At 38.6% G+C, this 19,595-nt stretch carries 20 protein-coding genes, 2 tRNA genes and 3 pseudogenes; 14 read left to right on the forward strand and 11 right to left on the reverse strand.

The annotated features are described in order from the left end of the window. Positions 1–61: 61 nt before the first annotated feature. From AC5YD2_RS10030 to AC5YD2_RS10040, 3 genes and pseudogenes are all read right to left on the reverse strand, one after another. Positions 62–439, reverse strand: coding sequence for an IS630 transposase-related protein (locus AC5YD2_RS10030; protein WP_496125791.1), 378 nt, complete (start codon positions 437–439; stop codon positions 62–64). Between the two features lie 82 nt (positions 440–521). Next, a pseudogene (locus AC5YD2_RS10035) lies at positions 522–1,059 on the reverse strand (transposase); the annotation flags it as partial. 73 nt (positions 1,060–1,132) lie between these two features. Further along, a pseudogene (locus AC5YD2_RS10040) lies at positions 1,133–1,230 on the reverse strand (DUF4236 domain-containing protein); the annotation flags it as partial. 251 nt (positions 1,231–1,481) lie between these two features. Between AC5YD2_RS10040 and AC5YD2_RS10045 the strand changes: the two are divergent. After that, a complete protein-coding gene (locus AC5YD2_RS10045; RefSeq protein ID WP_496126201.1) occupies positions 1,482–1,610 on the forward strand; it encodes a hypothetical protein in 129 nt (42 codons plus the stop codon). Positions 1,611–1,612: 2 nt separating this feature from the next. Here AC5YD2_RS10045 and AC5YD2_RS10050 read toward each other — a convergent pair whose 3' ends face one another. Genes AC5YD2_RS10050 through AC5YD2_RS10070 form a run of 5 tightly spaced genes read right to left on the reverse strand, consistent with a single transcriptional unit; the run spans position 1,613 to position 6,599 of the window. Beyond that, positions 1,613–2,542 (reverse strand): HpcH/HpaI aldolase/citrate lyase family protein, encoded by a 930-nt coding sequence (locus AC5YD2_RS10050; protein WP_496126202.1) that lies wholly within the window; start codon positions 2,540–2,542, stop codon positions 1,613–1,615. Next, positions 2,543–3,700 carry a cysteine protease StiP domain-containing protein gene (locus tag AC5YD2_RS10055; protein WP_496126203.1) on the reverse strand — a complete coding sequence of 386 codons (1,158 nt, stop codon included), beginning with the start codon at positions 3,698–3,700 and terminating at the stop codon, positions 2,543–2,545. It abuts the gene before it with no gap. Continuing rightward, a complete protein-coding gene (locus tag AC5YD2_RS10060) occupies positions 3,693–4,472 on the reverse strand; it encodes an HAD family hydrolase (RefSeq protein WP_496126204.1) in 780 nt (259 codons plus the stop codon). The genes AC5YD2_RS10055 and AC5YD2_RS10060 overlap by 8 nt, the downstream gene beginning before the upstream one ends. Continuing rightward, entirely contained in the window at positions 4,462–5,586 is a 1,125-nt protein-coding gene (locus AC5YD2_RS10065; RefSeq protein WP_496126205.1) for a phosphoribosyltransferase domain-containing protein, read from the reverse strand. Before AC5YD2_RS10065 ends, AC5YD2_RS10060 begins: the two co-directional genes overlap by 11 nt. After that, on the reverse strand, positions 5,583–6,599 hold the full coding sequence (locus AC5YD2_RS10070) for an ATP-grasp domain-containing protein (RefSeq protein ID WP_496126206.1): 1,017 nt from the start codon (positions 6,597–6,599) through the stop codon (positions 5,583–5,585). The genes AC5YD2_RS10065 and AC5YD2_RS10070 overlap by 4 nt, the downstream gene beginning before the upstream one ends. Before the next feature lie 268 nt (positions 6,600–6,867). Here AC5YD2_RS10070 and AC5YD2_RS10075 point away from each other — a divergent pair, with 268 nt between their 5' ends. The 6 genes from AC5YD2_RS10075 to AC5YD2_RS10100 all read left to right on the forward strand — a co-directional run bounded on the left by AC5YD2_RS10075 (position 6,868) and on the right by AC5YD2_RS10100 (position 12,520). After that, positions 6,868–8,100 (forward strand): TerD family protein, encoded by a 1,233-nt coding sequence (locus AC5YD2_RS10075; protein ID WP_496126207.1) that lies wholly within the window; start codon positions 6,868–6,870, stop codon positions 8,098–8,100. 179 nt (positions 8,101–8,279) lie between these two features. Further along, positions 8,280–8,855 carry a TerD family protein gene (locus AC5YD2_RS10080; RefSeq protein WP_496126208.1) on the forward strand — a complete coding sequence of 192 codons (576 nt, stop codon included), beginning with the start codon at positions 8,280–8,282 and terminating at the stop codon, positions 8,853–8,855. Positions 8,856–9,158: 303 nt separating this feature from the next. Continuing rightward, positions 9,159–9,737, forward strand: coding sequence for a TerD family protein (locus AC5YD2_RS10085; protein WP_067655917.1), 579 nt, complete (start codon positions 9,159–9,161; stop codon positions 9,735–9,737). 116 nt (positions 9,738–9,853) lie between these two features. After that, on the forward strand, positions 9,854–11,197 hold the full coding sequence (locus AC5YD2_RS10090) for a vWA domain-containing protein (RefSeq protein WP_496126209.1): 1,344 nt from the start codon (positions 9,854–9,856) through the stop codon (positions 11,195–11,197). Positions 11,198–11,206: 9 nt separating this feature from the next. Then, the gene (locus AC5YD2_RS10095; RefSeq protein ID WP_496126210.1) at positions 11,207–11,926 is read left to right on the forward strand and encodes a TIGR00266 family protein; all 720 of its coding nucleotides are present in this window, start codon (positions 11,207–11,209) and stop codon (positions 11,924–11,926) included. Positions 11,927–11,938: 12 nt separating this feature from the next. Further along, complete coding sequence (locus AC5YD2_RS10100) at positions 11,939–12,520, forward strand: TerD family protein (protein WP_496126211.1); 582 nt, start codon at positions 11,939–11,941, stop codon at positions 12,518–12,520. Positions 12,521–12,794: 274 nt separating this feature from the next. Here the strand turns inward: AC5YD2_RS10100 and AC5YD2_RS10105 are convergent. Beyond that, positions 12,795–12,870 (reverse strand) — tRNA-Gly (locus AC5YD2_RS10105). Positions 12,871–12,918: 48 nt separating this feature from the next. Beyond that, positions 12,919–12,991 (reverse strand) — tRNA-Gly (locus AC5YD2_RS10110). A gap of 228 nt (positions 12,992–13,219) precedes the next feature. Between AC5YD2_RS10110 and AC5YD2_RS10115 the strand changes: the two genes are divergently transcribed. The 4 genes from AC5YD2_RS10115 to AC5YD2_RS10130 all read left to right on the forward strand — a co-directional run bounded on the left by AC5YD2_RS10115 (position 13,220) and on the right by AC5YD2_RS10130 (position 15,466). Beyond that, positions 13,220–13,528 carry a BolA family protein gene (locus AC5YD2_RS10115; protein ID WP_496126212.1) on the forward strand — a complete coding sequence of 103 codons (309 nt, stop codon included), beginning with the start codon at positions 13,220–13,222 and terminating at the stop codon, positions 13,526–13,528. 9 nt (positions 13,529–13,537) lie between these two features. Further along, entirely contained in the window at positions 13,538–13,933 is a 396-nt protein-coding gene (locus AC5YD2_RS10120) for a SirB2 family protein (RefSeq protein WP_496126213.1), read from the forward strand. 318 nt (positions 13,934–14,251) lie between these two features. Then, on the forward strand, positions 14,252–14,665 hold the full coding sequence (locus AC5YD2_RS10125) for a hypothetical protein (protein WP_496126214.1): 414 nt from the start codon (positions 14,252–14,254) through the stop codon (positions 14,663–14,665). A 210-nt stretch (positions 14,666–14,875) separates the two neighbouring features. Then, positions 14,876–15,466, forward strand: coding sequence for a LysE family translocator (locus tag AC5YD2_RS10130; protein WP_496126215.1), 591 nt, complete (start codon positions 14,876–14,878; stop codon positions 15,464–15,466). A 41-nt stretch (positions 15,467–15,507) separates the two neighbouring features. Here the strand turns inward: AC5YD2_RS10130 and AC5YD2_RS10135 are convergent, their stop codons facing one another. Next, positions 15,508–16,152, reverse strand: a complete 645-nt coding sequence (locus tag AC5YD2_RS10135; protein ID WP_496126216.1) for a DedA family protein — start codon at positions 16,150–16,152, stop codon at positions 15,508–15,510. Positions 16,153–16,370: 218 nt separating this feature from the next. Here AC5YD2_RS10135 and AC5YD2_RS10140 point away from each other — a divergent pair. The 3 genes and pseudogenes from AC5YD2_RS10140 (at position 16,371) to AC5YD2_RS10150 (ending at position 19,532) form a co-directional block, all read left to right on the forward strand. After that, positions 16,371–16,785, forward strand: a pseudogene (locus AC5YD2_RS10140) (DoxX family protein). Positions 16,786–16,954: 169 nt separating this feature from the next. Then, positions 16,955–18,523: a glutamine-hydrolyzing GMP synthase gene (guaA, locus tag AC5YD2_RS10145; protein WP_496126217.1), complete on the forward strand. Its 1,569-nt coding sequence runs from the start codon at positions 16,955–16,957 to the stop codon at positions 18,521–18,523. 91 nt (positions 18,524–18,614) lie between these two features. Further along, positions 18,615–19,532 (forward strand): restriction endonuclease, encoded by a 918-nt coding sequence (locus tag AC5YD2_RS10150; RefSeq protein ID WP_496126218.1) that lies wholly within the window; start codon positions 18,615–18,617, stop codon positions 19,530–19,532. The last annotated feature ends 63 nt before the right edge of the window (positions 19,533–19,595 follow it).

Here is a 19,595-nt window from a genome sequence, read left to right on the forward strand (position 1 = left end):
ATATGATCCTCGCCATATTGCTTCTTCCATTGAGGGAGGAACCATTCAAATACAGCACGACTTAATTTACAGGCTTGTCTGTAAAGAAAACTCTTTTTTTACGCGTCCATCCCATCTTATTAAGGGCCTTTAAAATGACATGATAACCAACGGTATAACCGAATTGTTGTTCAAACAGAGGGACAAGATCTTTCGCCTGAGTAAACGGTGTATTTTTTACGAAGTGCTCAAAGGCTTGAAGATCTCGAATCCTCGAAGGGCGTCCTGCATTTTGAGGTTTAGGCTGTTTGAGCTGACCAGTTTGCTGTTCGAGTAGGATCCAATCATCTAGGGTGGTTCTTGCAATATTAAACAGTTCACACGTTTTGGATTTATGCTGTGATTCTTTATAAAACTGCATGACTTTTTCGCGTAGATCGACAGAATATGTTTTTGGCATGATCCTAAATCTTAGTGTTTTTTCTATTGTAGCTCATATTGGTTTTTTAGCTATAACTATAACGTATGGTCCGATTATAGCGTTCAATATACGTATTCTGTTTTGGTTTACCTGATTGAATATATTCAATATGACGTAGATAAGAGAAATATAGACCAAAGCCCTAATCTGTATTTTCTTCAGTGAGTTCAAAGAGCAGTTCAGCAATTAATACATTGTCATCGTTTGACTTGAACTGATAATGGTAACAAGTTTCACTGATACTAAATGCTCTGCAAGCCAAACGAATGCTAATGGCTGGCATATTAAGCAACTGCCTGTTGTGCCATCCAACGTCGGCAAGATGGCTTCACCCTTGCGTAACAGTGCTACTCATCGCCATCGCTTCCTGAATGATCTCTGTCTTTAAGCGTTCCTCAGTATACATCTTTATTTTCTGTTTCCGGTTCTTTGAGTCTTCATATTAATGGTGTATCCATACCGCCATATTTGGCACGCCATTTATAGAAGGTTCCATTACTTATACCGTATTCACGATAAAGGCTGACTAAAGGTGTGCCAGACTCCGCCTGTTTCAAAATGGACATGATTTGACTATCAGTAAATTTAGATGTTTTCATGCAGAACTTCCTGACTATACTTTAAGAGAACATTCTACTTTTAGGTCTTATTATTTTTTAGGCGGGATTACCTTCCCTTTTTGCCAATACTGGCATTACTTATACCTTTATGTGTCAGATTGATTTTTAACCCGGTAAGATTTGAATACTTTTTAGAAATCTAAAACCCATATTTTCTATCTCCATAAAATATACTTACTTGTTTTAAATTTCCGCATTCATTACAACTCAAATTTACTTAATTTTATTGAAGCTATTTTCTATAGAATTAGAACAGACTGGACTGGTCGGTCGCTATTTGAATAGTATAGCAATCATCTAGGGGCACTGATTGAATGTCTCGTTTATAAATAAACTAAAAGAACAGGTTATTTTGTTTTTCATAATAATAAGTAATGGTTAGTCGATGAAGTCTTGCAGGTTTGACGGATGTTGGCACCAAAACTCAAATTCCGATTGGTGCCAAAATAGAGATTAAAGATGGTGCTCAGATCTTATTATCAAAAAATGAAGGAAGTCGTTTAACAGTAGTAGAAATGGTTGAAGTTTAAAACTAAACTTGAGACAGTTTCGTTAGATCTGAAGAAGGAACTGTTTTTTTTAAACCAAAAGTTTTGTAGCGTAATAAAATCATTTCTGCCCAATTGCGATGTGTCGCAGGTTCTAGCATGGAGCCTTGGCTTTTAAAAACACTTTTAGCTTCTTGCGACAAAATCTGCTGTGCTTCATGAAACTCTTCTGCATTAATCTTAAAAGCGTTATGAATATATTCTACTTGAGACGGGTGAATAGCAGTTTTGGTGTAAATCCCGTTATTCATATCTTGCTCCAACTCATTCATCAGCAATTGGGTATGATCAATATGTTCGCATACAGGTGAACTGAGTTGAAAACCCGCAGGGATAAACAGTCCAGCCAACTGTGAAATCAACATACCGACAGGGGTCTGATAGATGGTTGTGTTTTTTGGACGACGTAGATGTAAACACGATAAAAGGTCGTTACCACCAATTCTCAGACACAATGTTTTATGGAAGTCATATTTGAGGGCTTGATTCAATTCACTGTTATGCCCCATATCGAAAATCTCTTTGGTTTCGAGTGTAGGCATGAGATTGATATTGGCGGGTAAGACGTCCATCCAAGGCTTTAAATCATGTAAGGTAAACTTGGGTAAAATCATACCAGTATAAGTGTGATTTAAATCCCAATCGACAATGTGTTTGGCCATTTCAATATTTCGAGGACGTATAAATATTGCAGGCGCTTTAAAGTTCGGTTGTTCTAAACGTTTTTGTAATAAAATTTTGAGATTGACCATTGCGGTTTGTACATCTCTTTCGTGTACAGCATCCTCTAAACACACCGCAATAGATTTAAGTATTGGAAATTTAGTTCCTTCAGTCACTTCCCATAATTGCTCATGGGTTGCAGGAATGTACATGGTGGCACCAAGTTCAATTGCATGTTGCAGTTGCTTCATTTAAGTCTTCTCTACTTTTTTTATTAGCGTCACTGCATGATAAGGCCCTAATTTGGCACCTAAAATATCTACAGGAATATTTTGTTCTTGGGCAAAATGTAACAATAATTGCACGTGAGGATTGGCGGAATCACGGATTAAAATCTTTTCAGGAACACGTCTAAGCACTGCGCGCGTAGCTTCTGCGATACTGGGTTTAATCAGATTAATATTTTGAATGCTGTAGGTGTCAGAAATCAAAGCAATCGTGTCTAAACAATTTTTTTGTTGCACCAGTCGAATTTGATTATTCCAATCGGCCACATCTGTGCATGGATTCAAATCAATAATCTTTAAAATTTTATCGATGAAAACCACAGAAATATCATACGGACGTAAATGTTGATAGACCAAACAGCTGTGCCAATGTTGAGGGTCATTGCAATTTTTTATGGCTAACTCATGATCAATATCGTCTTTTAAAATCGTACGAGAGGTTAAGCCTGAGATGACAGAACCTAAAATACCAAAGGGAATCAGCCAATCCTCGCAGCTGGCACTTAACCAAGAATAACCGCCTAAATCAGCTAAAGTCACAAGACGAGGAATATCCCAACCAGCATCAAACAATGCCGGATAATGGGCTAAATTTTGGGTAAGTTCTCGGCAAATGGCCCCTTTACCCGTCCAGCCATCCACAAAAACAATATTTTCCGCCCCATGCTGATCCATAATCGCATGTAAGGCTGCAAAGTCGATCCCGCGATCACGAATGATACTAATTCCATAATGGAAACAAGGATGACTTTTTCCAATATAGTGTTTGAGTAATACACCTAAAGGTACACCTGCACGGACGAGGCTGACCAGTACGATAGGCTGATTATCAAATCGGCTAAGCAGTGAATTGCCAATTTTCTGAACGTCGCGGGCCAAGCGTTCCGCACCCTGATCAAAGGCATAATCAAAGTATCGCATCTGCTCTTTTGACGGTGGATGCTCAACACTGATCATTTGGGAATAGTGCTTTTTCCCCGATTGAATTAAATATTCTTTTTCTGCCAATGACGTCGGTTCAATATCATCCACATTCAGTAAAAAAGTCACATCTTGAGGTCGATATGAGCCATGAATACCTAAGGAATTAAGATCGGAAGCATGGGAAGCTTGTTTATCCATGTCCTAAATATCCTTTTGATTGATGATCTTGGATTAAACTTTGCGCTAGAAATTTATCTAATTGGCTGTTTTTCGGCATCCCAAACCAATCGCAACAGGCCAAGAAGCCTGCATCAGACAAGCTGTCGCCCCAACCCAAAATGGCACGTTCACGTTTGGGATCATATTTGTTGATAAAAAATTCAACGGCTTTTTGTTTAGACACAAATTTTGGAATAATCGCTAAGTTATTTCCATTGATATGCACATAACAATGTTCGAGTACTTCCGCAGGTAAGTTATCGACAATTTGAGCTAGAAATAGCGGTTCGGGATCGTTCTGTTTGGCAACGGTATAGATTTTCCCGCCATTTTCTTCCACGGTCCAAGTACGGATCGATCCGAAAGGTTTTGCATAATCGAGCAGGGCATTGGGCAGATCATGCAGTAAGCTATCTAAGTCTGCTGTGGCTTGTTGCTGCAGAGCCAACCAGTCTTGATCAACCTCTTTATTGGCCCCTAAAATGGTTCCACCATGTGAGCAGACTGCACCATGCTGAAAAGGGATATGTACCCGCTCTAAAGCTTCCACCGAGCGTGCTGTCACTGGAATCACTTCCGCGGATTCAAGCAGCCAATTTACAAATATTTGCTGTTTTGGCAGCATGTAAGACAGCGGTTGACCTGCTTTATCTGTGGTGGCAATTTTATGTAAGGGGGTCGGTGTACTTTTACGATTCGTTTGAAAAAGTGTGTCATCTAAGTCAACAAAAATTAACGGCTTAGGATTCATAACTAATAATTTCCAAGTTCTTTATTTGTTTAAAAAGCAGAGGATCAACGCTGTCTTTGGCTGTTTCGATCACTAAAAAGACACGATCAAATAGTTGATGATGTACGTTATAGGCATAGTTGTTAATATTGAGACCATAATTGTCTTTAAATAAACAAATACTTTCAATGGCTTGCCCTTGCATAATTGGAGAGCGGGTGGTTGAGCTGAAATAGACGTCAATCCCCTGTTTCTCTAGTGCTTCCGCCATCAGAAAAGGAATCCAACTAAACTCACCTGAACCTAAGACTAAAACTTTTTCATGCGCTTGAATCGGCTCAATCTGTGACCAAGCCAAGCAATTTAAAAAAGTCGGTTCGCGTCCCCAGTCATTTGGTGCAATAATTTTTTGGCTTTGTTGCAAAGTAGAGCTGACATCCGGCATTTGAACCGCAATATTTTTATTGTTTTCTTGCCATTGCCAGTGACCTTGCAATAATGAAACCACCTCAACCGGTATACCTAAATCATCGGTCACCAAATGCTGTTCAGACCAGTCCACTAAGCTGACTAAAATAATCCGTTCAACCTGTTCAAGCCCTGATTTTTTAAGGCTGAGAATTAAATTTCTAAAGGTTTTACCCGTCGAAATTTCATCATCCACTAAAATAAGTGTTTTTGAATTTAGGATATGTTGATGTTTGGTTGCATCATGACTGGATAAGATAAATTGATCTTGAGCGTGACTATGTTCTTCTAAGAACAAGCCCAATACAGGTAAATGTTCAACGGGATGCCGCGTCGTGGTTAAGAAAATGGCATTTTCTTGAAAGTCTTTTTTCAGTTCACGGTATACCCCAGCACCTAAACCAACGGCAGTTTCAGCCATACCCATCACAGTGACCGGATAGGGAAGATCCTTGGGAATCAGTGCAGCAAGGTCTTGATAGCTTTTCTGCATGACTGAAGGCGCAACAGGAATGTGTTTACCTAAGACTTTTGACACAAATAAAAAAGCGCGTTTAGGATTAATTCGCTCAGCAAAGCTGAGTAAGTCATCCAAGGTCCATTCTGGATGGTGACGATTGACAGTGACGCTAATACGGCCACGACTTAAGTCAGTATGTTTAATCAATGTGAAGAATCCATTTTTATGCTTTGTAGGGTGGTTAGGACTTGAACGACATTCGTCGGCTTGGGATGTTCTAAAATTAATAGTAATTTTTCAGCGATCAACTCGGCGATCAAATTAATACCCGTGTGCTGTGTATAAGCAAAACCACCTGCGGGGCGTGGATTGATTTCTAAAATGTGCCAAAGCCCTTGAGCGTCTTGTTTAAATTGAATATTGATCAGTCCATCACAGTGGAAATGTTCGACCAAAATTTCACAGATGGAATGACAAGGATGCTCGAGATAGCATTCTTGATAAAACTGAAATTTAATGCGAGTCACCAAGGCTAAAATTTTGCCATTGCTACACGCAATATCTACAGAACATTCTTGCCCTTGTAAAAAAGGCATAATCAGATATTCAATAGGCGGCTCTAACTGTGCATAGGCCTCTATAAACTGTTGGGTGTTACAAAGCGTTGTGGTTTGAAACTTTTGAAAATATGAAACGTCATCGCACAATTGTACAAAACCCTCACCATATACGCCGTAGACAGGTTTTGCGCAGATCGCGCCATACTGATTTTGAAATTGATCAATGCTTTGTTTTAATTCGTCAACCTGACTGACTTTTAACGCGGGAATGTTGGGTAAACTTAAGGATTCACAAATCTGTCCAAATAAAAATTTATTATTGATATTGTCATGTGCATCTACGTTTATGGCGCCCGTCACGATCTGAATGTCATGACGTCTAAAGTCTTCACGGTATTGTTCAATAAAGTGACTATGCTTACCACAAAACAGCAGGTCAATTGAATGTACTTTGCACTGTGCTAATAACCATAATCCACTATTTTCAACTGCAGGTTGTTCAAAAAAATGATCAGCACATATTTTAAGTTCAGGGCGCTGTTGGCTGTGTGAGCAAAAAATAGTCAGGTGTTGAGATAAATTTGAGTTTTTTAATAATTGAATAATATCTTTTTGACAAGAATAACTTTCAGCAATCCAAATATTATAGTTCGATTTCACAGTAAATATAATCTCTAATTTCTTTATTAAAAATGATGAATTTATACTGCTATTCTACACACGAAGTATTAATTTTTATGTTATAAATTAGATTATTTTTTAAAAAACAACATGTTTAAAAAGTCAAATAAAAAACGAGTTATGGCTGTGTAGCTGAAGGAATTAGGTTAAAACCAGCGAGTGTTAAACAGAGCATTTCAATATTGTGAGGATGTATACATTCACGTGTTTCGTTTTTTTGGATATTATAAAATTTTAAGAGGATCGTATGGAACTGATTGCAGGTGGGAACATTGCTTTAGCATCTGAAGAGGTAGAAATCTTTATAAAAACGAGCCTTCCTGATCAAATAGAACTTGATTGTACTGCCTATCTTTTGGCAGAAAGTACGCAAAAAGTACGTGGCGATCAGGATATGATTTTCTATGGGCAGACTCACACCCAGAATCAAAGTGTCGTGCTCACGCAGTCTGGTTCGAACAATCCTTATTTGACTAAGTTCAAGATCAATACAGCATTACTTGATCCACAAATTCAAAAAGTCATGTTGTGTGCAACCCTCAGTGAACCGCATAATTTTAGTCGCATTTCTCCTCTTCAGATTGAGCTGTTATCTGCTCATCAAAGCATTGCCAACGCATGGATTCAGACGCAATCTAAAACAGAAAAAGCATTAATTTTGGCAGAAGTGTATAAGCATAATGATAAATGGAAGTTTAGATTTATCGATCAAGGCTTTAATGGTGGACTGAAACCTTTAGCAGAGCATTTTGGGGTGGTCATTGAGCAAAATGCATCGAATGCTTCACCAACACCAACACCAACACCAACACCAACACCAACACCAACACCAACACCAACACCAACACCAACACCGAAACAGTCAAATATCAATTTATCCAAAATCAAATTAGACAAGCATAACTCGACTATTAATTTAACTAAGAAGGGTACAGCTTTTGGCAAAATCTCAGTCAATTTAAACTGGAATAAATCTGAAGCGAAATCTCAATCATTCTTTCAAAAACTGAGCCGTTCCAATTCAATCGATCTCGATTTGGGTGCAATGGTGCAACTCAAAGATGGGCGAATTGATTTGGTTCAACCGTTGGGCAACAGATTTGGAGATTTTGAACGATCACCTTATATTCAATTAGATGCAGATGACCGCACAGGTGCATCCGTGAACGGAGAAAACTTACATATCAATGGCCGTCACTGGGAGCAAATTGAACGTATTGTGATTTATACCTATATCTATGAAGGTGCAGCCAAGTGGGCTGCGACAGATGGGGTTGTTACCATTCGTATTCCAGACCAGCCTGAAATTGAAGTGCGTCTAACAGAGGGCAATCATCTCAATACCTGTGCCATTATCGAACTCAAAAATATCAATGGCACCATTCAAGCCAATCGTGAAGTCCGTTATTTTGAAGGTCAAAAAAACTTGGATGATTTTTATGGTTTCGGGTTTAAATGGAAGAAAGGTTCAAAAGATTGATGATTTAAATATAAATGGGTTAAATATCAATGCTACAAACAACGACCTATTTAAAAAAACTGAACTTAAAAGGCCAAACATTGAAAGGCTAAATATTTAAAGGCTAGACATTTAAAGGCTAAACACTCAAAAGGCTCCACAGTGTAAACCAAGCTATTTTATTCAACAGAGGAAAAACCATGGCAATCTCATTAAGCAAAGGTGGTAATTTATCTTTGAGCAAAACTGACCCAACCCTGAATCAGGTCTTGATTGGTTTAGGTTGGGACACTCGTGCAACCGATGGCGCAGACTTTGACTTAGATGCGTCTGCATTTTTATTGGGCGCAAATGATAAAGTTCGTGGAGAAACAGATTTTATTTTTTATAACCAAACTCGCTCCCCAGAAGGTTCAGTCGAACATATGGGTGATAACCGTACAGGTGAAGGGGATGGTGATGATGAAACAGTTAAAATTAATCTGGCCAAAGTACCTGCTGAAATTCAAAAAATTGCGATTACAGTGACGATTCACGATGCGATCAGTCGTAAACAAAATTTTGGTCAAGTCCAAAATGCCTTTATTCGTGTTGTGAATGATCAGACACAAGTTGAATTGGTGCGTTTTGACTTAAATGAAGACTATTCAACTGAAACAGCCATGATTTTTGGCGAATTGTATCGTCATAACAATGAATGGAAATTTAGAGCTGTGGGTCAAGGCTATCACGGTGGATTAAGTGCGATGTGTCAGCAATATGGAATTAATATCTAAAGGCTAACAGCAGGTGAATTTGTACTGCTTGTGGTCGAAAAGTTGAATCCATTGCGACTCAAAACTGTTGAAGATGCGAACGAATAGCGCATTACACAGTTGAAAAAGCCAATTTCGATCTTATATAGATAAAGACAAGTACAGTTTGGCATGTGGATGACTGATCGCTTGGATTTCATAGGCAATGCCTGACGATCATGTCAGTTCAATGATCGCGCTGCGAATGATCAACGATTGAATTTTTACAGCAATAAGTAACAATTTTTTAATTTTATAAATCAAAGTGTATAAGGAAGCAAAAAAATGGCGATTAATTTATCAAAAGGCGGAAACATTAACCTGTCTAAAACAGCCCCAACCATGAACAAGGTCGATTTAGGTTTAGGTTGGAATCCACGCGCAACAGATGGTAAAGCATTCGACTTAGATGCTGTTGCATTTTTGACGGGTGAAGATGGCAAAGTGCGTCTAGATGGTGAGTTTATTTTCTTTAATCAGAAAGTTTCTCCATGTGGTTCAGTGACGCATAATGGTGATAACCGTACTGGTGATGGTGATGGCGATGATGAAACCATTTCAGTAGATTTGTCTAAAGTTCCTCAAGAAGTGGCTAAAATTGTATTTGCTGTGACCATTCATGAAGGTCAACAAAATGGTCAAAACTTTGGTATGGTCGATCGAGCGTATATCCGTGTGATTAACCAAGATGCCAATGCTGAAGAATTGGCGCGTTTTGATTTGTCTGAAGATGGTAGTACTGAAGTTGCCATGATTTTTGGTGAATTATATCGTCACAATGGCGAATGGAAATTCAAAGCGGTCGGTCAAGGTTTTAATGGTGGTTTAGGTGCTTTAGCCGCAAGTTATGGTGTTGCTGTTTAATCACAGCGGTCTAAATTATAAAAGTACTAAAAGATGCGTCTTTTAGTACTTGAAAGCAATCTCAATCAAATGAATGTTCATGCGATTGTTTTCAAGTACTATAATTGAGAATAATAATGCAGCTCGTTTCTGGACGAAAAATAACACTAAATCAAGCCATTCAAAATGACATAAAATTTGAACTCGCCATTCAGTGGCGTGCTGATTTTGAGGTCGATATTTCAAGCTTTGGCTTGGGTCAACAGGATCGGCTTTATCACAATGACTATATGACGTTTTATAATCAACCTCAGACGTCCAAAGGTGAAGTAAAATTAAATTTAGCGCAGAAAAATTCAGCTTTAAATCGCGCTATCTTTCATTTCGATTTGAGTCAAATTGATCCCAATCTAACCCCAAGATTTGTCATCTGTGCAACAGCTACAGATGCACATTCGACGATGCGCGACCTACAAAATTGCCAAATTGATTTGCAGTCATCAGCTCAGGTATGGGCAACATATGCACTGGATACTTCAAGTTTGCTGCAAGAAAAAGCGTTGATGTTGGTCGAGATTTATTTTAAAAATGATGCTTGGCGCATGGCAGCCATTGGTCAAGGCTTTAACGGTGGATTGCAAGCACTGGTTGAATATTTTGGTGGAGATGTGGTAGAGCCTGCACCAGCCTCATCGGCGGTACCGCCCATTCAAGCCGCAGAAACGACTTCTGTTTCAGCAGCAGGCAGGTCAGGCGTCGATTTAAAGAAAAAAATTGTACTGGATAAAATTCAACAAGCAGCACCACATCTAATGGAGCTGACTCAAAAATCGTTGCTGAGTTTAGAAAAAAATAATCTGCTGAATGTTAAAGCAAGAGTGGCTTTAATTTTAGATTATTCAGGCTCCATGAATAAACAATACCAAAATGGCGATGTGCAACGCATTTTGGATCGAATCATGCCACTTGCAGTCAATTTTGATGATGACGGTTGTTTTGAGTGTTGGGCGTTTGCTGAAAAAGCGCTCAGACTGAGCGATGTGAGTCTAAACAATTTAAATCATTATATTGAGACTGAAAGTGGCGGGCACAAATATTGGAAAGCGGGTGCGCGTTTTAACAATGAGCCTGCTGTTCTAGAGCGTGTACTGACCTATTTTACGCAAGAAAGCTGTTCAGATTTACCTGTCTATGTGGTGTTTATTTCAGACGGGGGAGTCTCAGAAGCAGGAAAGATTAAAAAGATTTTGCAACAAGCATCGGTACACCCGTTATTTTGGCAATTTGTCGGTGTGGGTGGACGTAATTATGGTGTGCTTGAAAAATTAGATCATATGGACGGCAGGCTGGTCGACAACTGCAATTTTTTTGCAGTTGATCAGCTTGATAGCCTATCCGAAGCTGCCTTATATGACCTGTTACTGCAAGAATTTCCACAGTGGCTCACTGCTGCAAAAGCTAAAAATATCTTAAGAGGATAAATTATAAATATGGCTGATTTTACACTGGTGGGTAGCCCAGAACCTTTCTTACATGTCAGCATGCAGCAAGGTGAAGCAATTTATTGTGAATCGAATGCGATGGTCATGTCTGAACAGAATCTTGAAGTTGGTGGTAAATTACGTGGCGGGATTTTTCAAGCCTTTATGCGTAAATTTACCTCGGGCGAATCCTTATTCCAACAACAAATTAAAGCAGTCAAGGGGGCGGGAGAGTGCCTATTATCACCCAATTTGGATGGTGATATGCAGATTCTTGAGGTGGGTCAAAGACAATATATTTTATCTGATGGCTCTTTCGTCGCTGCCACAGAACACACCATGATTAAAGCCAAAGTCCAAAGCAATATTGGCGGTGCATTGTTTGGGGGGACGGGAGGTTTTGTGGTCATGGAAACCAGTGGACAGGGCCAAGTTTGTATTTCAGGCAGTGGCACATTACTTGAACTCGAGATTACACCAGAGCAAGGTGAAGTCACCATCGATAATGGACATGTTGCGGCATGGGATGCATCCTTAAATTACAATATTGGCATACCAAGTTCAGGCAGCGGTTTTGTAGGCAATATTATGAACAGCTTGACCAGTGGCGAAGGATTGGTCATTAAGTTTCGTGGACAGGGTAAAGTCATTGTCTGTTCACGCAATCGTGCGAGTTATTTACAGTGGTTAGCGACAGCTTTAGGTCGCGGCAATTCAAATTCAAACTGAGGGAAATTATCAATGGGCATTAGCTTAGTAAAAGGTCAAAAAATTTCGTTAGAGAAAGGTGATGGTTCATCTTTAACCAAAATATTTATTGGCGCAGGTTGGGATGTCGCAAAAAAAGGCGGTCTTTTTGGCATGTTTAGCGGGGGCGATTCGATCGATCTCGATAGCTCTGCCATTATGTTTGATGAGAACAACAAACCTTTAGACAGTATTTGGTTTGGTCAATTACAGAGTCGTGATGGCAGTATCAAACACTCAGGTGACAATCGTACTGGGGACGGCGATGGTGATGATGAAGTCATCCATGTTGATCTGACGCAAGTTCCGAGCCAAGTTAAATCAATTGTCTTTACCATCAGCAGTTTCCGTGGTCAGACCTTCGAAAAAGTTGAAAATGCGTATTGCCGTGTGGTTGATGCCACCACCAATACTGAAATTGCAAAATACAATCTTTCAGCACAAGGCAATTATACCGCTTTAATTATTGCGAAAGTATATCGCCATAATGGTGCGTGGAAAATGTCAGCACTGGGTGAAACATGTAACGGTAAAACTATTCAAGATATGGTGCCTTCTATTTTACCTAATTTGTAAAGCACTCTAAATGAATTAAAATGGCTTGATAAATCAAATAGATGATTTATCAAGTTTTTGATGAACAAAATATATCTAAGTAGTTTTACTATCTGAAAATTTAATCTAATTTAAGATCATTTTAAAAGATGGGCACGTTTTGGTCACAAAGCTAAATTATTTTACGATAAGAAATAATAAAGTTGCCCGAGATATGTAGGCTGAAAAAATATAAAATATACTTAAAATCAACATAAAAAAGCCCCCATCTTTCGATTGGGGCTTTTTCAGAATCTGGAGCGGGAAAGGAGACTCGAACTCCCGACCCCAACCTTGGCAAGGTTATGCTCTACCAACTGAGCTATTCCCGCGGAGTCTGTACAGTTTTTTAAATGAAAAAACGATACTAAAAAATTTTGAGCGGGAAAGGAGACTCGAACTCCCGACCCCAACCTTGGCAAGGTTATGCTCTACCAACTGAGCTATTCCCGCATGCCGTGTATAATACAGGATGGAAAAATACGGTCAATCACTTTATGTAAAAATTGAGTTTGTTTGAATAAAATAAAAGCATTTTTCATGAAAATAACATGAATTGATCAGTTTTTCATACCTTTAGCTCCAAATGTCACTTCAAAATACAGCAAAGTTCGAAGCTCAACGACCCTATGGAACAAGGTATACTCTTAACATTAAAGGTTTTAAAACTGGAGAAGTGTTGTGACTTTAGAACAACAACTGATTGAACGTTTACAGAGTTTAGCCCCGAACCATTTAGATGTGATCAATGAATCAGCGGGACATGGTGGTTATTTCCCGGGTAAAGAATCCCATTTCAAAGTCACGATTGTCAGTAATGTATTTGAAGGCTTACGTTTGGTACAGCGTCATCAAAAAATTTACGCTGCAGCAGTTGATTTACTTTCTCCAGGTAAAATTCATGCCTTGGCAATCCATGCGTACTTACCTTCTGAATGGACAGGTACAGCTCCAGCAAGCCCTGAATGTGCGCACGCACCAAAACAATAAGAGTCATCTATGGAATTACATCTGATCATTAAAATTGTGCACATGTCGAGTGTGGCACTCTTGATTGTGGCTTTTTTGCTACGTGCTTCAACGCTTCTTTTATCGAAAGAAAATGATGCGCCTTTAGCAAAAGGTCCGAAAGCTTTAATTGGTTTGCAACATTTGTCATTAACCCTGATTGTGCTGACAGGTGTGACTTTACTGATCATGAATGATTTACAAGTTCAACCTTGGTTTTATGCAAAAGTAATCCTGTTTTTAGTGATGATTTCATCTTTGATCAAAGCGTATAAAGCCGATGACCGTATCTTATTGGTACAACGTAAAGCGGGTTTGGTGATCAGTGGTGTGGCTTTGATCGCGATTATTGCATTGGTTATGATCAAGCCTGTATTTAATTCATGAGTAGATATTTATTCGCAACTCGATGGTTTAATTAATTCAATTCAGCATAAAAAATTTTTGATGGGTTTATGTTGATTCGAGTTAGGTTTAATTCAGTAATCAGCACAAGCTACATTGTCAAAAAGAACTGGTCTTTAAACTCAAAGACGAAGTTTATCTGTGTTTGAGTGTTTGAAAATAGATAAGCTCCATGAGTGATGATGAAAGATAAATCTGAGCAAAATAAGCTATTAAGGTTTTGAGCAACAGATCATAAATTGACGAAAGCCTATCAGACGTTGTTCAATGGGACAGAAAAGAAATAAGATCGAGAACGAAATGAAATTTAAATCACTTAAAATGATTCAATTGACTCTGGTTGGGCTCAGTATCGGTTTACTTAGCGCATGTGCAACCACAGTGAAACCGACCTACGTTTCGCCAACCCAATATCAAGGATTGAACTGCGCACAGCTGAGTTCTGAGTTCGATCGTATTCAGCATTATATCGAAACTGGGGTACAAACACCGAAACGGACTGGAATGGGTGTGGGTATTGGTTTAGGTGGTGGATGGGGCAGTCGTGGCGGTTGGGGCATCGGTCCATCTGTTTCAGTGAACATGGGGCAATCATCAAATACCAAAAACACTGAAATATCACGTCTCTATGGTGAGCAAGACGCACTCAGTCAAGCAGCACAATTTAAAAATTGCCCTTATGTGCCAAAGCGTCAAGTTGAAGTGAAAAAATAAGGCATCAGCTGTTTGCATGGTGTCGCATTACCCAGCAAACAGCTTTTTTATGGCAAAATGTTTCAAAGCTAAATTGATCTAAAACAGAGAATTAGGCTTTTAAAATTACGTATTTTGACTTTAAATTCACATTTTCTTCATAATTAAAACTTGTTATCTTTTCCTAAGATCGTTTAATGTGTGCCCCACTCAACGTGGTTTAGATGTTACATGATAGAAAGTTGGCTCTTTATTTTTGCAGTGATTGCAGTACTCTTAGTACCTGGACCAACCAATGCATTATTGGCAAGCGCTGCACATCATCAAGGCATTTTAAAAACATTTTTATTGGTTCCGATGCAATTACTGGGCTATATCTATGCCATCAGTATTTGGGCACTGGTGATTCATTTAACCATGCCGATTTGGCCAAACCTGATTCATGTCTTACATACTATCAGTATGTTGTATGTGCTTTGGTTAGCATTTAAATTGTGGAAAACGGCGAATTTAGAGCAGCACAGTAAAAAAAACACCAGCTTGAGCAAATCTCAACTCTTTAAAGAAACCCTGAAAAATCCAAAGGCACTCTTGTTTGCTGCGGGTATATTTCCAGTCTGGACGTGGGACTCATTTCAAAACTATTTCTTTGTTTTAGGTGTGTTTATTGTTTGTCTTTTGCCATGTGCATTGTTTTGGACGTACTTAGGAAAACGAATTTTATCGGGTGGAATGATTACTGCCGATCGATTATATAAAGGATCGGCAATGCTACTTATGCTCAGTATGTTACCTGTCTTTGTGGGCTTCTTTCGCTATTAATTTTTGAGGCTGATTTCGAGCACTCTTATTCAATATAGTCTTTAAGCATTCAAATCTTTGTTCGGAAAAAATTTGTGGCGAATAAACCCGATTACACCCGGTAATACGCTTAAAATGATGATCCCGAAAATCAAATAAGTGAAATTATCTTTGATGATCGGCATGTTGCCAAATAAATAGCCGAGTGTAATGAAAGAACCAATCCAGCAAAATGCACCGATCACGTTATAGCTGAGAAAATATTTATAATTCATGCTACTTGCACCCGCTACAAACGGTGCAAAGGTGCGCGCAAAGGGCACGAAGCGTGCAAAAATAATGGTTTTTCCACCATGCTTGTCGAAGAATTTTTGTGTATACACCAAATGTTTTTTATTAATAAATTTGGATTCGATCTCAAACACACGCGGACCAATATATTTACCGATATGATAATTCAGCGTGTCGCCTAATACGGCTGCAATAAATAGTAATATACCCAAAACCCAAGGATTCATTGCACCTGTTGACGCCGCCAAAGCACCAGCAGCAAACAATAAACTGTCACCGGGTAAAAATGGCATCACCACTAAACCTGTTTCTACAAAAATAATCAGGAATAAAATTCCGTAAATCCAAACGCCGTAATTTGTTATAAATTCAAGTAGATGGTCATCTACATGCAAAATAAAATCAATTAATTCCATAAGGTAAAAACTGTACAAAAGTGTGCGGAAATCCTAGCAGTCATCTTCTACAAAGTCAGTATCAAATTGATTTAATTTCCCTCTGCACAAGGAAATCTAAAATGATTTAATCATTTCGAATTTGGAACGATTTTTATTTATATGTAAATTTATCCTAAAAATAAATCTAATTATTTAGCCACATCGAGTGATGACTCATCAGAATTAAGGAAAAGAAGATGTTAAATCCAAATGTGGCGCTAAATCATCTGGTCAATCAAAATAAAATCAAGGCATTATTAAGTTTAATCGCACGTGTGTTGATGGCTTATATTTTTATTATTGCGGGATGGGGGAAATTGCAGCGTATCAAGCCACTGTAGACTATATGAAAGCGATGGGTGTCCCAAGCGCAATGTTACCGCTAACTATTTTACTTGAGTTGGGTGGTGGTTTGGCATTGTTATTGGGTTTTCAAACACGCTTGGTTGCACTGGGTTTGGCGGTATTTAGTTTGATCACAGCTTTTATCTTTCATTCAGGTGTGGATGATGCGATTAACTTTATGAAAAATATGGCGATTGCAGGTGGATTATTGTCCTTGGTCTTGCGGGGGCGGGGAAATTGAGCGTTGATCATGTTATTGAAAAATAGAATGATTGTTTGTTATTTATGATAACGAAGCGGGTCATTGTGAACCCGCTTTTTTGTTTTAAAAGCATGAAATATGCTGAAAAAAACAACACCGTTGAATCATGTGCGTAATCGATGGAAAAATGTTAGAATAGCGCGCTTATATTCGTTGCCTGCATAGTTGTTTGCCATGACTACCAATACCCAAATTACTGAAGACCGCATCCTGATTTTGGATTTCGGTTCTCAATATAGCCAGCTGATTGCACGTCGTGTACGTGAAGCTGGTGTTTATTCAGAAATGTATGCATTTGATATGTCTGAAGAAGACATTCGTGCATTTAACCCAAACGGGATCATTCTTTCAGGTGGTCCAGAAAGTGTTTATGAAGCTGGTAGTCCACGTGCCCCTGAAGTTGTGTTCAACTTAGGCGTGCCTGTGTTAGGTATTTGCTACGGTCTACAAACCATGTCGCAACAACTTGGTGGTAAAGTAGAGCCGGGTGATGTGCATGAATTTGGTTATGCTGAAGTCGATATTCAAGTTCGTGACAAGCTCATTGGCGACCTTGAAGATACTGCAAACCAACTGAAAGTGTGGATGAGCCACGGTGACAAAGTAACTGCATTGCCTGAAGGCTTTAAAGTGACTGCAAGCACACCAAGTTGCCCATTTGCGATGGTGTCTGACGAAGCTCGTCGTTTCTACGGTATCCAGTTCCATCCAGAAGTAACACACACTGTAAAAGGTGCAGAGTTGTTGTCTAACTTCGTACATGGCATTTGTGGTTGCCGTGCACTGTGGAACTCTGAAAACATTATCGATTTACGTGTTGAACAACTTCGCGCACAAATTGGTGATCAAAAAGTATTACTCGGTCTGTCAGGCGGTGTTGATTCATCTGTCGTGGCTGCGCTTTTACACCGTGCAATTGGCGATCAATTGACTTGTGTATTCGTAGATAACGGTTTACTTCGTTTGAACGAAGGCGAACAAGTGATGGACATGTTTGCCAAAAACATGGGTATCCGCGTGATTCGTGCTGATGCTGAAGAGCGTTTCTTAACTGCACTTGCAGGTGAAGTTGATCCTGAGAAAAAACGTAAAATCATTGGTCGTGAGTTTATCGAAGTATTTGCTGAAGAAGCACGTAAGCTTGATGGCGTAAACTTCCTTGCACAAGGGACGATTTACCCAGACGTCATCGAATCTGCTGCAACTAAAAATGGTAAAGCACATGTGATTAAATCACACCACAACGTGGGTGGTTTACCAGAAGATTTAGCATTTGAATTGGTTGAACCAATCCGTGATTTGTTTAAAGATGAAGTACGTCGTTTAGGTACAACTTTAGGTTTACCATTTGAAATGCTTTACCGTCACCCATTCCCAGGTCCAGGTTTAGGTGTTCGTATTTTGGGTGAAGTGAAGAAAGAATATGCTGACATTCTTCGTCTTGCTGATGACATCTTTATGCAAGAACTTCGTGCAAGTGGTTGGTATGACAAAACTGCGCAAGCATTTGCGGTATTCCAGCCTGTTAAATCGGTTGGTGTAGTGGGTGATGGTCGTCGTTATGCATGGGTGATTGCACTTCGTGCAGTTGAAACGGTTGACTTTATGACCGCTCGTTTTGCACATCTTCCGTATGATCTTGTAGACAAGATCTCTACGCGTATCATGAATGAAATTGCTGACGTTTCTCGTGTTGTTTATGACGTATCATCTAAGCCACCAGCGACAATTGAGTGGGAATAATTTTCTAAAGAAAATTATTTATAAAAAGGACGCTTAGGCGTCCTTTTTTTGTACTATAATCATAAAAATTGATCTGATATTAATAACTTAAATGCTTACTCATTACGATTTGATGTTGCCCTTGCTCAAAATAATGCAAAATAGAAATACGATTTATAGTTTAAGTGAAGCATATGATCGCTTGCTTGATGTTCTAAATTGTACGGAAGAAGAAAAAAATGCAACGATGGATGATGGAAGAAATATAATTTTTTATCGCTTACAGTGGGCTAAAACTTATTTAAAAAAAGCTGGAATTATAGATTATCCAAAAAGAGCACATTTTAAATTATCAAAAATTGGTGAAAGTTTAGATTTAACAAACATAAAAAATATTACACCTAAGTACTTATCTCAATTTGAACCTTTCAGTGAATTTCGAAAAATTAATTCAAAAATTGACAAAGAACAGAAAGTAACTGAGCAAATAATGATTTCGAATGATGAGGAGCTAACACCTCCTGAAATTATTGCGAATCAGTCTAAGTTGCTGAAAGATGATTTGAAGAGTGAATTACTTGATTTAATCAAAACTAAATCTCCAAAATTTTTTGAACAATTGGTTGTCGATTTATTAGTAGTAATGGGATATGGGGGATCTCATCAAGATGCTGCACAAGCCATTGGTAAAACAAGTGATGGTGGTATAGATGGTATTATCAGTGAAGATCGCTTAGGTTTAGATAAAATTTACATTCAAGCAAAGCGTTGGGAAAATACGGTTGGTCGTCCTGATATTCAACAATTTAAGGGTGCGTTAGCAGGTAAAAAAGCTACGAAAGGTATTTTTATGACAACTTCAAAGTTTAGTAAAGAAGCTGAAAATTATGCTGAAGATATGGGAATTGTTTTAATTGATGGCGATAAATTGACATTACTTATGATTGAATTTGGTTTAGGCGTACAAATAGAACGCAGTTTCCATATTTATAAAATCGACCAAGATCGTTTTGATGAAGATAATTTCTAAACCTTTGAATAGATTTCCAAAATGAATTATTTAAATTAGAGGTCTTAAATTCTCTTTAACCTC

This window comes from Acinetobacter sp. CY73, from assembly GCF_059515865.1.

Coding starts and splice junctions, on each gene's coding strand:
- AC5YD2_RS10030 (WP_496125791.1), bottom strand. CDS start 439: ATGCCAAAAACATATTCTGTCGATCTACGCGAAAAAGTCATGCAGTTT.
- AC5YD2_RS10050 (WP_496126202.1), bottom strand. CDS start 2,542: ATGAAGCAACTGCAACATGCAATTGAACTTGGTGCCACCATGTACATT.
- AC5YD2_RS10055 (WP_496126203.1), bottom strand. CDS start 3,700: ATGGATAAACAAGCTTCCCATGCTTCCGATCTTAATTCCTTAGGTATT.
- AC5YD2_RS10060 (WP_496126204.1), bottom strand. CDS start 4,472: ATGAATCCTAAGCCGTTAATTTTTGTTGACTTAGATGACACACTTTTT.
- AC5YD2_RS10075 (WP_496126207.1), top strand. CDS start 6,868: ATGGAACTGATTGCAGGTGGGAACATTGCTTTAGCATCTGAAGAGGTA.
- AC5YD2_RS10080 (WP_496126208.1), top strand. CDS start 8,280: ATGGCAATCTCATTAAGCAAAGGTGGTAATTTATCTTTGAGCAAAACT.
- AC5YD2_RS10085 (WP_067655917.1), top strand. CDS start 9,159: ATGGCGATTAATTTATCAAAAGGCGGAAACATTAACCTGTCTAAAACA.
- AC5YD2_RS10090 (WP_496126209.1), top strand. CDS start 9,854: ATGCAGCTCGTTTCTGGACGAAAAATAACACTAAATCAAGCCATTCAA.
- AC5YD2_RS10095 (WP_496126210.1), top strand. CDS start 11,207: ATGGCTGATTTTACACTGGTGGGTAGCCCAGAACCTTTCTTACATGTC.
- AC5YD2_RS10100 (WP_496126211.1), top strand. CDS start 11,939: ATGGGCATTAGCTTAGTAAAAGGTCAAAAAATTTCGTTAGAGAAAGGT.
- AC5YD2_RS10120 (WP_496126213.1), top strand. CDS start 13,538: ATGGAATTACATCTGATCATTAAAATTGTGCACATGTCGAGTGTGGCA.
- AC5YD2_RS10125 (WP_496126214.1), top strand. CDS start 14,252: ATGAAATTTAAATCACTTAAAATGATTCAATTGACTCTGGTTGGGCTC.
- AC5YD2_RS10130 (WP_496126215.1), top strand. CDS start 14,876: ATGATAGAAAGTTGGCTCTTTATTTTTGCAGTGATTGCAGTACTCTTA.
- AC5YD2_RS10135 (WP_496126216.1), bottom strand. CDS start 16,152: ATGGAATTAATTGATTTTATTTTGCATGTAGATGACCATCTACTTGAA.
- guaA (WP_496126217.1), top strand. CDS start 16,955: ATGACTACCAATACCCAAATTACTGAAGACCGCATCCTGATTTTGGAT.
- AC5YD2_RS10150 (WP_496126218.1), top strand. CDS start 18,615: ATGCTTACTCATTACGATTTGATGTTGCCCTTGCTCAAAATAATGCAA.